This is a genomic window from Candidatus Nitrosocosmicus sp. R, assembly GCF_054408505.1.
In genome coordinates, this window is the sequence record NZ_CP167090.1 from 2,768,381 (window position 1) to 2,783,250 (window position 14,870).

The 14,870-nt window shown below is 33.8% G+C and carries 15 protein-coding genes; 9 read left to right on the forward strand and 6 right to left on the reverse strand.

From position 1 onward, the window contains the following. The first annotated feature begins 2 nt into the window (after window positions 1-2). Complete coding sequence (locus tag AAGU22_RS14305; protein ID WP_458719783.1) at window positions 3-2,888, forward strand: peptidylprolyl isomerase; 2,886 nt, start codon at window positions 3-5, stop codon at window positions 2,886-2,888. 35 nt (window positions 2,889-2,923) lie between these two features. On the opposite strand, the gene AAGU22_RS14310 is transcribed toward AAGU22_RS14305, so the two are convergent. Then, window positions 2,924-3,904, reverse strand: coding sequence for a deoxyhypusine synthase (locus AAGU22_RS14310; RefSeq protein ID WP_458719784.1), 981 nt, complete (start codon window positions 3,902-3,904; stop codon window positions 2,924-2,926). Window positions 3,905-4,077: 173 nt separating this feature from the next. Between AAGU22_RS14310 and AAGU22_RS14315 the strand changes: the two genes are divergently transcribed. Both AAGU22_RS14315 and pyrI read left to right on the forward strand, forming a co-directional pair. Next, window positions 4,078-5,100, forward strand: coding sequence for a deoxyhypusine synthase family protein (locus AAGU22_RS14315; RefSeq protein WP_458719785.1), 1,023 nt, complete (start codon window positions 4,078-4,080; stop codon window positions 5,098-5,100). Between the two features lie 64 nt (window positions 5,101-5,164). Next, on the forward strand, window positions 5,165-5,626 hold the full coding sequence (pyrI, locus tag AAGU22_RS14320) for an aspartate carbamoyltransferase regulatory subunit (protein ID WP_458719786.1): 462 nt from the start codon (window positions 5,165-5,167) through the stop codon (window positions 5,624-5,626). A gap of 210 nt (window positions 5,627-5,836) precedes the next feature. Here pyrI and AAGU22_RS14325 read toward each other — a convergent pair whose 3' ends face one another. Together AAGU22_RS14325 and rqcH are read right to left on the reverse strand one after the other, a co-directional pair. Further along, window positions 5,837-6,406, reverse strand: coding sequence for a CBS domain-containing protein (locus AAGU22_RS14325; protein ID WP_458719787.1), 570 nt, complete (start codon window positions 6,404-6,406; stop codon window positions 5,837-5,839). Between the two features lie 76 nt (window positions 6,407-6,482). Further along, window positions 6,483-8,489 carry a ribosome rescue protein RqcH gene (gene rqcH / locus AAGU22_RS14330; protein ID WP_458719788.1) on the reverse strand — a complete coding sequence of 669 codons (2,007 nt, stop codon included), beginning with the start codon at window positions 8,487-8,489 and terminating at the stop codon, window positions 6,483-6,485. Between the two features lie 241 nt (window positions 8,490-8,730). On the opposite strand from rqcH, the gene AAGU22_RS14335 reads away from it, so the two are divergent. Genes AAGU22_RS14335 through cobM form a run of 4 tightly spaced genes read left to right on the forward strand, consistent with a single transcriptional unit; the run spans window position 8,731 to window position 11,181 of the window. Further along, the gene (locus AAGU22_RS14335) at window positions 8,731-9,024 is read left to right on the forward strand and encodes a hypothetical protein (RefSeq protein ID WP_458719789.1); all 294 of its coding nucleotides are present in this window, start codon (window positions 8,731-8,733) and stop codon (window positions 9,022-9,024) included. A gap of 4 nt (window positions 9,025-9,028) precedes the next feature. After that, a complete protein-coding gene (gene cbiT, locus AAGU22_RS14340; protein ID WP_458719790.1) occupies window positions 9,029-9,622 on the forward strand; it encodes a precorrin-6Y C5,15-methyltransferase (decarboxylating) subunit CbiT in 594 nt (197 codons plus the stop codon). A 39-nt stretch (window positions 9,623-9,661) separates the two neighbouring features. Next, complete coding sequence (cobI, locus tag AAGU22_RS14345) at window positions 9,662-10,393, forward strand: precorrin-2 C(20)-methyltransferase (RefSeq protein WP_458719791.1); 732 nt, start codon at window positions 9,662-9,664, stop codon at window positions 10,391-10,393. Beyond that, entirely contained in the window at window positions 10,390-11,181 is a 792-nt protein-coding gene (gene cobM, locus AAGU22_RS14350; protein ID WP_458719792.1) for a precorrin-4 C(11)-methyltransferase, read from the forward strand. The genes cobI and cobM overlap by 4 nt, the downstream gene beginning before the upstream one ends. Here cobM and AAGU22_RS14355 read toward each other — a convergent pair. After that, on the reverse strand, window positions 11,178-11,474 hold the full coding sequence (locus AAGU22_RS14355) for a hypothetical protein (RefSeq protein ID WP_458719793.1): 297 nt from the start codon (window positions 11,472-11,474) through the stop codon (window positions 11,178-11,180). The genes cobM and AAGU22_RS14355 overlap by 4 nt on opposite strands. 415 nt (window positions 11,475-11,889) lie before the next feature. Here AAGU22_RS14355 and AAGU22_RS14360 point away from each other — a divergent pair, with 415 nt between their 5' ends. Then, window positions 11,890-12,153, forward strand: coding sequence for a hypothetical protein (locus tag AAGU22_RS14360; RefSeq protein WP_458719794.1), 264 nt, complete (start codon window positions 11,890-11,892; stop codon window positions 12,151-12,153). A 105-nt stretch (window positions 12,154-12,258) separates the two neighbouring features. After that, complete coding sequence (locus AAGU22_RS14365; protein WP_458719795.1) at window positions 12,259-12,951, forward strand: hypothetical protein; 693 nt, start codon at window positions 12,259-12,261, stop codon at window positions 12,949-12,951. Between the two features lie 17 nt (window positions 12,952-12,968). Here the strand turns inward: AAGU22_RS14365 and AAGU22_RS14370 are convergent, their stop codons facing one another. Beyond that, window positions 12,969-13,898: a ribonuclease Z gene (locus tag AAGU22_RS14370; RefSeq protein WP_458719796.1), complete on the reverse strand. Its 930-nt coding sequence runs from the start codon at window positions 13,896-13,898 to the stop codon at window positions 12,969-12,971. Between the two features lie 7 nt (window positions 13,899-13,905). After that, window positions 13,906-14,808, reverse strand: a complete 903-nt coding sequence (locus tag AAGU22_RS14375) for a ribose-phosphate diphosphokinase (RefSeq protein WP_458719797.1) — start codon at window positions 14,806-14,808, stop codon at window positions 13,906-13,908. Window positions 14,809-14,870: the final 62 nt, after the last annotated feature.

Below are 14,870 nucleotides of genomic sequence, written 5' to 3' on the forward strand. Positions count from 1 at the left end.
TAATGGCAGGAAGAGAGTTATTAAAATCAGAGAAGAGTCGTAGGACAACTAAGTATCTTCTTATAATCGCAGTATTATGTTTAGCTTTTAGCATTGCATTCATTCTTAGAGCATACCCAATCAAATATGGATTTTATTTGAATGAATTTGATCCTTTTTTTGATTTTAGAGCTACAGAATATATAGTAAATAATGGATATGGACCGTATCTTGAATGGCATGACTACAAGTCATGGTTTCCAGACGGCAGAGAAATTGCTGAAACGTCGCAGTCTGGCTTACACCTAACTGCGGCCACGCTCTACAAAATTTTTGGTATGAACATGTCTTTAATGGATTTCACAATATGGTTTCCGGTCGTCATAGGATCTGCATCCACTGTACTTATGTTCTTGGTAGTAAGAGCTATAACCGGAAGCACCATTCCAGGATTAATTTCATCCCTTTTCTTTGCTGTGAGTCCTGCAATAATTCAAAGGGGAAACCTGGGATGGTTTAAGTCAGAGCCACTGGGTCTTTTTTATGGATTAGGCGGCACATACCTGTTCTTATCTGCCTTAAAGGATAAAAAATACAAATTTTTGATCCCCAAAGCAATTTTTGGAGGAATCTTAATTGGGCTAGCAGTAACTTCTTGGGGTGGAGCTCAGTATTTCGTAATCCCTATCGGTATTTTTATAATAGTCCTTGGGTTTGTTTCCAAAGATCTTAAAAATAATTTAATTGTGGCAGTTCTTTTTACGGCTTCAGTTATCTTAGTTGCCGGGGCTTTTCCGAGGCCAGGCATGTCATTTGTTCTTGGATTGCCAGGTTTATTGTTAATGACTAGCTCGCTATTCCTGTTAGTCACTACCGTAGTAAGGTTAAAAAGTTCTGAGAGAAGGGCGACTTTAAAAACTGCAATAATTCTAGGAATTTTTGCAATAATTGGAATGTCCATAGTGGTCGGTGGCTTTTACAAAGTCCCTTCCTTTAGATATCTCAATGCAATAAACCCATTTCTTTCGTCAGAGAACAAACTAGTAGAGTCTGTTGCAGAACATTTCACACCTACGATAGTAGACTACTTTAGACAGTTTTCAATTCTGATCATTTTTGCGGGGCTAGGAATATGGCTAGCATTTAAGAACAAAAATAATACCAATATGATTTTTGCATTGATTATAGGGCTTACCGGAATTTATATTAGTGCAACATTTGCAAGGCTTTTGGTATTTGCGTCAATAAGCATAATTATATTATCAAGTATAGGAATCTATCAGTCAATTAGAGCCATAACATCGATCAGGACAGAAGCGGAACAAACACTAGCAACTTCAAATAGGAACGAGGCAAAACCCCAAAAGAACATGAAACTCAAAAAACAATTTTTACCATATGCAGGATTTGCAGCCATTTTGGTAGTAATGTTATCCATTCCTATGGTTTACGATACTAACACAAATTGGATAACTTCTGCAGATGTTCCTACATCCATTGCTAATGGAGGTACTAATTATCGATTAACAACGGATGATTGGATAGAAACACTAGATTGGATGTCCAAAAACACACCAGTTGATTCAGTGGTAACAGCATGGTGGGATTACGGCTATTGGATCACAACATTAGGAAATAGAACATCCATTGCAGATAATGCAACAATTAATCAAACAAGAATAGAAACAATAGCAAAAATGTTCATTAGTCCTGAAGAAGAGGGATGGAAAATTGCTAATGATCTGAAATCAGACTATATTTTGATATATGTAGTTGGACAAAAATTGCCTTCTTTGGATCCTAGCAATCCAAGTCCCCTATATGTATTAGGAAGCGGTGGAGATGAAAGTAAAAAGCATTGGTTTATTCGAATAGGTGGATTTAATGAAACAGAATATGTTGAATCTAATGGAGATACACCAAAACAAAAGTACTGGGATTCGCTTTTGGGGAAAATGATGCCGTTTCAAACGATTGGATTCTATAATCCAAGTAGTGGAACATTATCGCCAACATATCAGCCTAATGCGATACCCTTTTACATAAAGGATATAAAGTATCCAAAAAATAACACTTCAGAACCACTATCTCTAGTATACGCTTCAAAGAGTTTCGAAAGTGATGAGCCAGGATTATTTTTTGGAGTGTTGGTGTACAAAGTGAACCATGATTTCAAAACAAACAATGCAAATGGCACCTCCTCCTCCAATACTACTACCTTAGCTAACAATCTAACAAATGGCACCTCCTCCTCCAATACTACTACCTTAGCTAACAATCTAACAAATGGCACCTCCTCCTCCAATACTACTACCTTAGCTAACAATCTAACAAATGGCACCTCAACTTTGTTTTTAGAATCTAATGTTTTAAATAATATCAACAATACAACATCAAACAATAATATGACTACTACCACAAATAACACAGCAACTATTGAAACTACTCAAGGTCCAATAAAAATTGAATTTTATCCTGATGTCGCACCAAATCACGTGAAGAACTTCCAAGATCTGGCTAGTAAAGGATTTTACGACGGTGTAGTATTTCACAGAATAGTACCAGGTTTCGTTATTCAGGCTGGAGACCCAAATACAAAAAATGACAATAGTAGCAGAGATACTTGGGGTACTGGAGGTCCCGGATACACAATAAATCAAGAATTCAACAGCATACCTCATGAAAGAGGAATATTATCAATGGCTCGAACAAATGATCCTAATAGTGCTGGTTCACAGTTCTTTATTGTATTAAATGATTCCAAATTTTTGGATAATCAATATACAGTATTTGGAAAAGTAACAGAAGGGTTAGAAATTGTTGACAAAATTGCAAACTCAACTACTAACGCAATGGATCAGCCGGAAGATCCCAATACAGCTCGAATCAATAAGATCATCCTTCAATAGATCAAGCTCCAACCTCCATCTAAGAAGTACATTTTTTATTTTGATATCAATCCGTGGTAAATGAATGGTAACACAGTGCTCACATCTGCATGTATGGTAATTTGCTTAGCTTGTGTAGTAACCTTTCCCCACGAAATAGCCTCGGCAACTGGAGCTCCGCTTAAGCTTCCATCCCATTCAGATGCGGTTGTAATATATACAGCATAGTCCAGTCCACCTCTATACTGATTCCACCATAGAGTATGATGTTTTGAAAGTCCTCCTCCCATCATGAAAGCTCCAGTCTTTTTTGCATCAAAAATTATCTCAGATAATTTTGTCTGATCTTTTAGGATATCAATTTTGAAATCTTTATGAGATTGATTAAATAACCAAATCTGGTTACCCACCGCTCCATCAACAATCCCTGGAACAAATACAGGAATATTGTTCTTAAAAGCCCAATACAAAAAGGACGATTCGTTTAAGTGACTTCCAATATATCTAATTATTTCAGATGGTGCAAATTCTCCCGAAGATTTTGAACTATCGTATAATTTTTGCAAAAAAGACTGAACTTTATTTTCAATAAGAGGTCCATAATTTTTGTTCGGAATTAAGATGTTGCCTAATCTATGAATATCTTTCTTTAGTAGAAATTGATCATCTAATCTAAAATCACCTTCATAATATGAGGAAAAGGATTTAGCTATATCGTGATCTAATGCACCGCACGTTGTGATAATGCAATCAAACATCTTATTCTTTATCATATCACGTACGATACCTCGGTTCCCCGTAGAAATAAGGGCACCGACAAATGATATGAACTTCGTACAGTTTTTTTCATTTAGCATATTTTTGAGTATTTCAACGCCATTAGCCAAATGCCTTCCCTCAAATCCACCGGAATCAGCCATATTTTTTAAAATCTGGTTTATCGATGTTCTTTGGTTTATAGAATAATCCCGTACATCCTTGGATAAATAATTTGGACTATCTCTAACATCAACATTCTTTTTTTTGACTTGTCTCAATAAAATGATGTAAATATTTTCACATTAATAAATTACTTTAAATTATATACTTTACTCGATGTTGTCTAACTGGATTACAATTATAATAAGTTCGATCTAGATTAAAGGGATTGAGTCATAACCGACATAGTTTTTCAGGAAAAAAAATTGACCCCCCGGAAATCTTTGCGAATATGAATATATCAGAATTGATAGATTTATTCAGAAAAACAGGATATAATGCAAGGAGATTAGCAGAGGCTGCAGACATTATGAAAAGAATGGTAGAATCTGATGCGACAATTTGTTTGACTATAGCAGGAGCATTAACTCCAATAGGATTTGGGAAGATTATATCAAGTATGATAGACAACGGTTTTGTTGATTGGATTGTTACAACAGGTGCAAATGCCTATCATGATTTACACTTTGCATATGACTTGCCGGTTAGGCAAGGCCATTTTGATGTTGATGATGATATATTATATTCGAAACAAATCGTGAGAATTTATGATGTATATATAAAAGAATATGGGACCCTTCAATCCCAGGATACAATAATTCAGAGAAATATTCAAAATATATACCAAAAGCATATCGACATGACAAATAGCTCAACTGCTGATCTATCTTATTTAATAGGAAAAGAAGCTGCTGAAAAATCCAAGGCGCCTGACAAATCATTTATGGTCTCAGCATACAAATCTAATGTCCCTGTGTATATACCAGCACTCAGCGATTCTTCAATCGGATTGAACATGCTACCTTCAATGCTTGATGGAAAGGCAGCAATCAATCCTATAAAAGATATCGCAGAATCAACAGCAATCTTATGGAAAAGTAATGTGTCCGGTGGTTTAGAGTTGGGTGGAGGAGTACCTAAGAACTTTTTTCAGCAGACTGGTCCAGCCCTGTATCAAATTTTAAAAATCAAGGAAGGAGGACATGATTTCATAATCCAACTCACCGATGCAAGACCCGATACAGGTGGTCTATCTGGAGCGACATTACAAGAGGGTAAAAGTTGGGGAAAGATTAAAACTTCGCACAAAGGAAATGTAATAGTTTATGGCGATACATCGGTCTATTTTCCAATTCTTTGTTCTTATTTGCTGAGTGAATGTAAACCAAGGAGTAAAAAACAAATCTACAAGAAAAAGGACTCATGGGTTGAAGAGATGAAAACACAATATATAAAAAAAAATAAAACCAAATAGCAGAATGAATAAAATAATAGTAATATAGAAAAAACAGAAAATAGACTAATGTATCTGTATACACATGTCAGAATTCAATCAACTTTTGGTAAGAAGAATAAGAAATGGTACCGTCATTGATCACATAGAATCGCCCAGAGCACTGCTTGTTCTCAACATATTAAATATTACAGGTCAAGAGGGGAATGTAATAACAGTAGCTTTAAACGTACCAAGTGTTAAACAGAAGAAAAAAGATATCATAAAAGTGGAAAACAAGTTTTTGGAAAAGAAAGAAACCGACAAGCTCGCATTAATTGCTCCTAATGCAACCATCAATATTATTAAAGATTATAAATTAACCGAAAAGAGAAGAATTCAGCTTCCTGATAATATAATAGGTTTTTTTAAATGCCCTAATTTAAGATGTATTACAAACACCGAAGAAGGATTAAGTTCTAAGATCGAAATAATTGACAAAAAAAATATACTATTGAAATGTCAATATTGTGCACGATCTATAACGACTAATGAATTAATTAAGTAGAACATAAACATCAAGAAGAAGACTAAGAATTGAAAAGAGGAAGAGAGATGAAATCGTTTTTGGTTTTTAGTTTTTGTTATTTTCAAATGATTTGAAAAAAGATTGAACGTTTTATGATACGATCACTAATTCATTCGTGTGTAAATGAAAAGTGTTATCCATCAATAAATGCACAATACTATACGATCAAAATATGCTTGTCAACCTGTATTACTCCCCTCTGCAAACTTCACAAGTGTAAGAACCATCTGCATAAAGTAGAAAATCAGACCATTCACCACATTCATCGCAATATCCAGAAATATTTCGTGGAGAACGTCCAATCTCGCCTCTTATAAGCAGTGATTTTTCAGAAACTACATCAAATAATTCTGGTGTAACGGCAAGAACATCAGACACCGAAATAATTCCGACTAAGTTACCTTTATGTGTCACTCCCAAACGCTTAATTCCATGTTGTCGTAAAAGTCTGGCAGCGGATGTAATACTTTCCTCTCCAGTAATTGTAATCAAGTGGTTCATTATATCCGAAGCTTTAATATCAGATGGGATTGAACCGGCAGCTATTGCTTTGGAAACAATATCCCAGTCAGTAATTATTCCAAGCGGTTTATCGTTATCTAAAATAATAATGCTTCCAATTTTAGCATTCGTCATAAGTTTTGAAATCGTAACAAGGTCATCGTTTGGTCCTGCATGAACTATAGGGCTATTCATGACATCACTGACTAATACACGAGTGGTCATGGCAGTAGTTTCATCTCTAATATCTTTAGACACATCAAATCTTCAGAGTTTGAATTTAATTACTTTTCTATTCTTATTTCTATTCGTACCCATCAAAATTTGAATTTAATTACTTTGATAAAAAATTATTGAAATCATATTTTAACTCGCCTTTTTCAATAGGCAATAGTTTGAATTGACCTACAGGTAAGATTCTTACTATTTCATCTATTGATAAATGCTTTAAATGGTTTATCAAACGTTCAGGAAATTCATTTTTTATAGAGTAATCTACAAAATCAGATTTTATTTTTTTTGAAGCCTTTACAACATCGAAGCCTGATGGCATCATATTTCTTAAATATATGGATCTTTTCAAGATTGCAGAGAAAGGTCCAACAATAAATAATGGTCTGTCTTCAATAAAAGACAAACCAATTGCAAGCTTTATTTCCAAATTTTTTACAAAATTTCTCTTGCCTTCAATTATAAATGCCCCTTTTGGAAGAAACTGACCCGTAGGTGCGCCTTTTTTTACCTGAGTAGGATAGACCCAATATGCATCAGCAGAAGAAAGATTATCTTTCCAAGACCTACTAAAAGATACAGTTGCCTGAGCAGTTTCAATGATACTTTGTGACAAATCCGCGCTGGTTTTGTTATTAGCGTTTTTTAATATAAAGAAAGGAGAACCATTGACCTCTGCATGAAAAACATAGTCGTTTTCTGTAAGATGTCTTCTTATTAGTACTGAATTTGACGATGAATCCCTGCCACCTATAGCCAACACATCGTCAGTTGAAAGAAACCATCGATATTTTTCATACCATTCCTTATTGGTCAAAATCTTAATTTCTGATGATGGTTTTTTGTTTTTCTGTTTTTGAATTTTGTCCATTTGTTCAATCAATTTTGAATGAGAATTTTCTATGGTAATCAATCCTCTTTCCATGTCCTTGGCGACATTAAATAGCAAGGAAGAAATTTTTGGAATGTTAGAATTCCCTATATCTATAGGTATTTTTTCATCTACAATCTCTAGATAATCTTTACCTTTTATGCTCAAAATTTTAGCATCAGAAGCATGGAGTAATTTTGTAATCGAGTGTTTTTCTGGATTCAACACACCGTCAGTCTCTTGCATAAGCAGATTGGCAAATTCTCTGAGCTTGTTTGATTTTGCGATAACAAGGTCTTTAGCTTTTTTCTGTTCATCCAAATCATGCTCTAATGACTCGATCTGCTTTTCTAATTCGGAGTTTCTCGATGAACTAGTATATAAAACGGAATAGTTTAGGAATTCATCAATTGCATCAGTGTACAAACTATATTTTCTAATATGATCCAGAGGAACATCGGATGGTGTTATTGGGCTTACATCTGCAGGATTATTCTCATCATCTAAAATAATGCATGGTTCATGTCCAATACCGGTTGAAATATTTCTTATTAAAGAAGTCAATTCTTCGAATAGGTTCTTTAGTTCAACTGAAGTAAGATCTCTAACTTTCTTATTTGGGACTTTACTATTTTGAACTGCCAATTCGATAAATTTCTTTGAAATTGATAATGTTCGTCCTAACCATCTTTTTATATCAATATTGTCCTGATCGCTATTCTTGATTAAAGACAAAAAATCGTCATAACCTAAAGATAGTGGATCAGCTCCTCTAGAGGGAGGGGGAAAATACTTCAGCCCAGGTTTCAACACCCTATGTCGAACGTTAATGGGATTTAGAATATTCAAAATCTTGTGAGAGTCATTGCAAATTATTATGTTGCCATGACCAAACAATTCGACAATTAAGTAATATTTCATTCCTTGAATAGATTGAAAAACAAATTGAACTATTCGTTCTCCAGGTACAACAGAGATATCGATCAGTTTCGAGCGTTCAAGATCAGTCTTAATTTTTTTTAAAGAGTCATTATCTTCAATAATTGAATATTTATATTTGGTAATACAGATTCCAAAGGAGGAAACTAGAAGTGAAACATCATTTTTTTGTGAATGGTGAAATTTTAGGATCAGAGCGTTTTTTGTTATAAGAGAAATATTGCTTACATAATAAACATTATCAATAACTGTTTTGATGTTATTTACAATATATCTAAGTTCAATCTCTGAAATAGCCATCTAAATTTATCATGATCTTGTTGAATATAATAAGATACAATATGCCACTATTCAGAATTAGATTAGCAGAACCAAATGAAGTTGAATTCAAGAATAGATTATTAGAATTGATTGTATTGTGAGACTGTGTTCAAACCCATGGATAGTCCAATTGGGTCATTGTGCTTGCAGACTTTGTCTTTTTCTGATCGAAGAAAGTAGGAATTAAATGTGGCTGATTAAAAACTAATAGCGCATATCCTTGCAAATAGAAGATAAAATATATTATTTAAGAGTCGTTATGGCTGCAATCGCAGGATCCATTTTGGGTGCCATCGTAAAACCTAATTCTGATCAATCCAATACTATAGGATTAACAATATTAGTAGGCATTATTTTTTATTCCGTATCTCATATAATTGCAAGTAGGATGGTTGGGGACATTCCTAAAGAAAAAAAGAAAAAAGTAATTACAATAGCAATTTTTGGTTTTATTTTCATGTTACTTACATTTATGGTATTAACATATACGGTGTTAAACCAACATATCATATGAAACGATGGAAATGATTTGGAATTATAAAACTCCTGGCATTCCTGATGAATTTTTTGACAGGATAGACAACGTACCAATTACAAAAGAAGACATACGATCTATAATAATTAGTAAACTACGACTAAAAGAAGGGTTTACAACATTAGATATTGGATGTGGTAGTGGCAGTATAACTGCGGAATTGATTCTTCAAACAAAAGGTAAAGTTTATGCCATTGATATGGACAAGGCTGCGATTGACCTAACGGAGAAAAATTTATCGAAATTTGGGATCTTAAAGGATGCCATGATTATTCATGGATTAGCTCAGGATGTATTACCCAAGTTGCCTAATGTTGACGCAATTGTAATAGGTGGAACTACTGGGGAAACCAAACAGATAATAAAATTAGCTATTTCCAAGTTAAATCAAGGGGGGAGATTAGTGGTCACATCCATCTTGATAGAAACTATATATAATGCACTTAGGACCATGCAAGATTCGGAATTGCAAGAGATAGATATAACTCAGGTGACTATTGCAAAGGCAAAAAAAACCAGCTCAGGGACTATGATGATTTCAAGAAATCCGGTAATAATCTTCTCCGGTACAAAGTAAAATACAAAAACTTTAATTAATATTTTCTAAAAATCCTTTATGGGTAATTTTACACTACATTGTGTTGGCTGTGGTCCTGGTGATCCCGATTTGCTAACTTTGAAAGCAATCAATGTTATTAAAAATGCTGATGTGATTTATACCCCAACTGCTAGAGAGAATAAACCCAGTGTTGCATTGTCAATAGTCGAAAAATTTCTCGCCAAAGAAACTGAAATTCGTCAATTAGTTTTTCCCATGGTAAAAGATTATGAGAAATTAAGAGAACATTGGAAGAGTAATGCCAAAGAAATAGCAGATGCGGTCAGAATTGGAAAAAAAGCCGTTTATTTAACTGTAGGTGATCCATCTCTTTACAGTACTTGGATATATATTCACAAAGAAATGTGCAAGACCCATAAGGACATTGAGATAGAGATAGTACCAGGAATAACATCCATTTTCTCGTTTTCTGCCGAAATTAAAACTCCGATAGGAGAAGGAGAGGAAATAATAGGAATAATTCCCGCATGTTATAATCTAGACAGGTTAAAAATAGCAGCAGAATGTTGTGATACACTGGTGTTCTTAAAGGACGGTCGATATTTTAATAATGTAATAGACATACTAATGGAATCAAGTTTTCCAGAGGATTCAGATATTTTTATTGCTGAAGATGTCTCAACCGATAATGAAACATTACAAAAAAGGAAGCTTGTTGACGTGGCAAAAAACAAAAATGAAAACAATGATAAGTACTTTTCAATAATGATAGCCAAAAAGAAAAAATGATCCAAAAGAATACAGTTTATTTTGTAGGTTCAGGACCAGGAGACCCTGAATTAATTACAATAAAAGCAAAGAATCTTTTAGAAAACGCCGATGTAATAATATATTCGGGATCGTTATTAAATCCCGAATTATTGAGGTATGCTAAAAGAGATGCTCAATTACACGATGCAGCGAAATTAGACAGATTAGAAATATATGAAATTCTAAAGGATTCTACAAGAAAGGGCAAGTTGGCGATTAGGTTTCATGATGGAGACCCAGCTATTTTTAGTACTATAAGGGAACAAATAGACAGATTAGAGAAAGATGAAATCGAATGTAGTGTTATTCCTGGAATTACATCACTTCTTGGTGCAGCCGCATCGATGAATCTAGAATTAACTTTGCCTGGTATTACTCAAACAATAATCATAACTCGCGCAGAATTCAGAACACCTGTTCCAGAAAGAGAGCGAATTTCAGAATTGTCAAAACATGGATCGACCATGGCATTTTATTTAAGCGTGCATTTACTTGAAAGGGTTATTGAAGAATTATTGGAGGGTGGAGTTTATACTAATGATACACCAGTTGCAATAATATATAAAGCAACATGGAAAGATCAAAAAATACTAAAGGGTACTCTGGGTACCATTACAAAGAAAGTCAAAGAAGAAAGGATTGTTAAAACTGCATTAATAGTGGTTGGAGATGTGATAGCACCAAAAAAATATGAATTTTCAAAAGTTTATGATTCACAGTTTACCCATGGATATAGAAAAAGTAAAGAGAGTAATTCTAGCTCTTAATTGAGAGGGACACGCTGTAATTCTTTTTGATTTACAGTAGCCCAAGCCCCCATACCTCGTCCCTCAGGTCCATTGAAATCTATAATTTGACTCAATATGATTTCTGTAGAAGCCATTGGAGGCCATAACATTGCCATATAATCGCCCTCATTACCTGGTTTATTCATATCAGCCAAAACTAATTTTTCTGTTTTCAAACCAATATCACCAAGTCTTGATTTAACAGTTTCAAATAATTGCTTTTGACCATGAACTATCACATAAACATTTTTTTCGGTATCAAGATTAGACATACTAAACCTAATGCGGAGTATTTATAAAATGATTACTAATCATCACCATATCATACAAGTCCATGGCGGTACAATTTCATTTTCAATATCATTATCATCATCATTTTTACCAGTCAAATCAACAACCTAGTAATTGAAAAATTAATCGTTTTGAAGAATTTGTTAAAAATGTCATGAGAATAAATAGGATCCAATAGTACAATTACTCAGGATTTTGCTATCATTGATTATTCATTTCTCAAAACATCAATGATAAAAAAATAGTAGAAAATCACAATAATTTGTAAATTTTGTATGAATTTACATACCTAGTTCGAAAAACACACTTGTAGAAAAGAATGTTTAAATATATTTAAAATTTGCAATTACTAATTAAAAAACATTTAATACCATCCTTGATTAACTTAGATGCAACATGACATTACCAAAGGGATTTGGTTCACAAACTAATACTCAAAAGAACAGAACATTTGATGAATGGTGGGCAACCGTACCTGGAGATTTGAAAACAAAAGCTCGCAAGGGCGATGAAGCCAACAAGGTTTTATTGAATCAGGTAAATTATGTGTTACTCCATCTTCATCTTCAGGGTAAACACGATACAAAACCATCACATGAAGAATTAAAAGACTGGCTTCATAGTGGTCAAGTAGACGTAATGCGTCAAATCAAAAAATAATATTTTTTTTAAAGTAATATTTTTTTATTATATATTTAATATAACATAAAAACAACGAAAATAAAATATATATAAATATACTATTAGATAAAAAGTATTCGAGTTTTGAAGAGAGGTAGTCATATAGCAATTTTCGATACTTTTAAAACTCATCAAGCAAAATCAACTAGAGAATCCAAGAGACAAAGAGGAATAATAGCACATATAGCGTTAGAAAAAGACCCGAGTGGAAAAACTAGGACTTCAATAGCTCATATTTTAGCCAAGAAATATGGGGTAGCCTGGCAAAATATTTACTCGGCTATTTTTAAAGATCTTGACGAGGTATTGATACCCGCAAACGTAGTAAAAGAAGGTGGCAGATTACCAATAAAAAGGGGTCCAAAAGCCCTTCAAATTGAGGGAATACCGTACTATGAGCTCACTAATACAGGCCTTATAATTGCATCAACCATTGAGGAAACAGGTGACATTAGATTGCGAATGAAGCTGCTTGAGCTTTACCTATTGAATTCAAATGCGAATAATACAAGCATTAATGAAAATAATAGTATAATAAATGACGGAATTTTATTACTATCACGATATGCCCCGACCTTTATTTTGAAAATAATAAACGAGTACATTGTGGCATATAATCGTGGAGAAATAGAAAGACTAGATAGGCTTGACATTGAAAATCTTAAGAAGGTTATATCCAATCAAATAACAATTGAAAAAGAATTGGTAGAGGCCTGTATGGTGTTATCTAATGATAAGAAAGAAGTATTAAAGAACTTTATAGAAAAGATTAGTTAATGAACGGCATCGAGATGCTATCTCAGGTAATGAACCGGTATTATTTTTAGATCAAATGCCAATTCGGTATGAAAGAATACGGATTTGGCTTCATCTAATAAGACATTTAGATCTTTATATCTACTACTAAAGTGGGTCAGACATAATCTATGTACGGAAGCCATTTTAGCTAGAGTTGCAGTTTCGATCGCAGTAGAATGATAGGATTCGATTGCCCTTGTAAGTTCATTGGATGAGAATGTTGATTCGAAGATCAGTAAATCACAATTTCTAAAAAAATCGCACAGACTGTCAGATGGACGCGTGTCTCCAGAAATACCAATTTTCCTACCAGGTCTTGTAGGACCAACAATATCATGAGAATAAAATAATTTATCATCATAAATGACATCAACACCTTTTTGAAGTGAGCCATACAATTCTCCTTCAGGAATACCTAATTCTTTTGCTCGTCTCGCGTCAAATTTTCCGGGCCTATCATTTTCAAGCAAACAATATGCATATGAACAAATATTAGGACCATGTTCGGATTTACAGTATAATATCTTATAGTCCTTTTCCACTACAACAGTTCCTTGAGAATTAGGAATTACATGAATGTCTAGTTGAAAAGTTAATTTGATGTGGAGCAATTTCATGTTCTCAACTAAGAAATCATATATTAGTTCTGGACCGAAAATATCAACCGCGGCCTTCCTACCTTGTAGTGATAGTGTTTGTAGAAAACCCAATATGCCCAAAATATGATCAGAGTGCATATGAGTAATGAATATCATAGTTTTCTTATTAAACCCCAATCCAGTACGAATAAAATTATATTGCATCCCCTCCCCTGCATCAAAAATCAACAAAGTCCCATTTCTATTTACTACAAGAGAAGAAAGTGACCGGTCTACTGCAGGCATCGCTGCAGACGTTCCAAGGAAAATAACTTCGAGATTTACCATCTAATGCTCAATCACGTGATAAAATAGAGGACAAGGTTTTTGCAATCTCGCTACTCAAATCAATCTTTGAACAGGATCTTGGGATACTATTGGTAGAAACAATCTCATTTATTCCAGAACTCTTTAACAAATTTATGGATTTCTCATCCGACAGGGCATGAACGCACATCACAAAGACTTTGCCGCAACTATTATTTTTTAATATATCCACAGCCCTGAGTATAGTTCCTCCACTAGATACCATATCATCAAGAATCACAATATCTCGATTAGTAACTGAAATATTTAGTTTTTCATCCATGGTAATATTTCCAGTGAATCTATCTCTATTTTTTCTTAACCCAAGGAAAGAAGCATTCATAATTTCAGCAAACTCTTTTGCTCTAGGAACTCCTCCAAGGTCTGGTGATACAATAATAGGTTCTGTTAAATTAAAATTGTTAATGGCATATTTTGCCAGTAATGGCATAGAAGAAATATTAAAAATGTCATAATTGAAATAAGATAATGCCTTAGTACTGTGTATATCAACAGTTATCAGATTACGAGTTCCAAAATATCCAAACAGTTTTGCTATCATAGACATGGTCACAAATTCTCCTTCCAGAAATACCCTATCCTGCCTAGCATAACCCATGTAAGGGATAACCGGAATAACTTCAGAAGCGCCAGAGTCGTTACAATATGACAACATCATCAATGTCTGTAAAAAATGCGAATCTACAGAGGGATAAGTAGATTGTACAACAATGCATTTTTTATCAAGTAAACTCGCATTAATTGTTATTTTACTTTCTCCATCAGAAAAAGTGCGTAATTCGACTTCAACAGGATCAACATTTAAACACGAAGCAATAGAATTCCCCAATTCTATCGAAGAAGGTCCCGGCAATACGACTACATCTTTCATGACATGATTGAAATGATATGAGAATCTTAAAAATGTTGAACTATTGATAATATCATATTAAG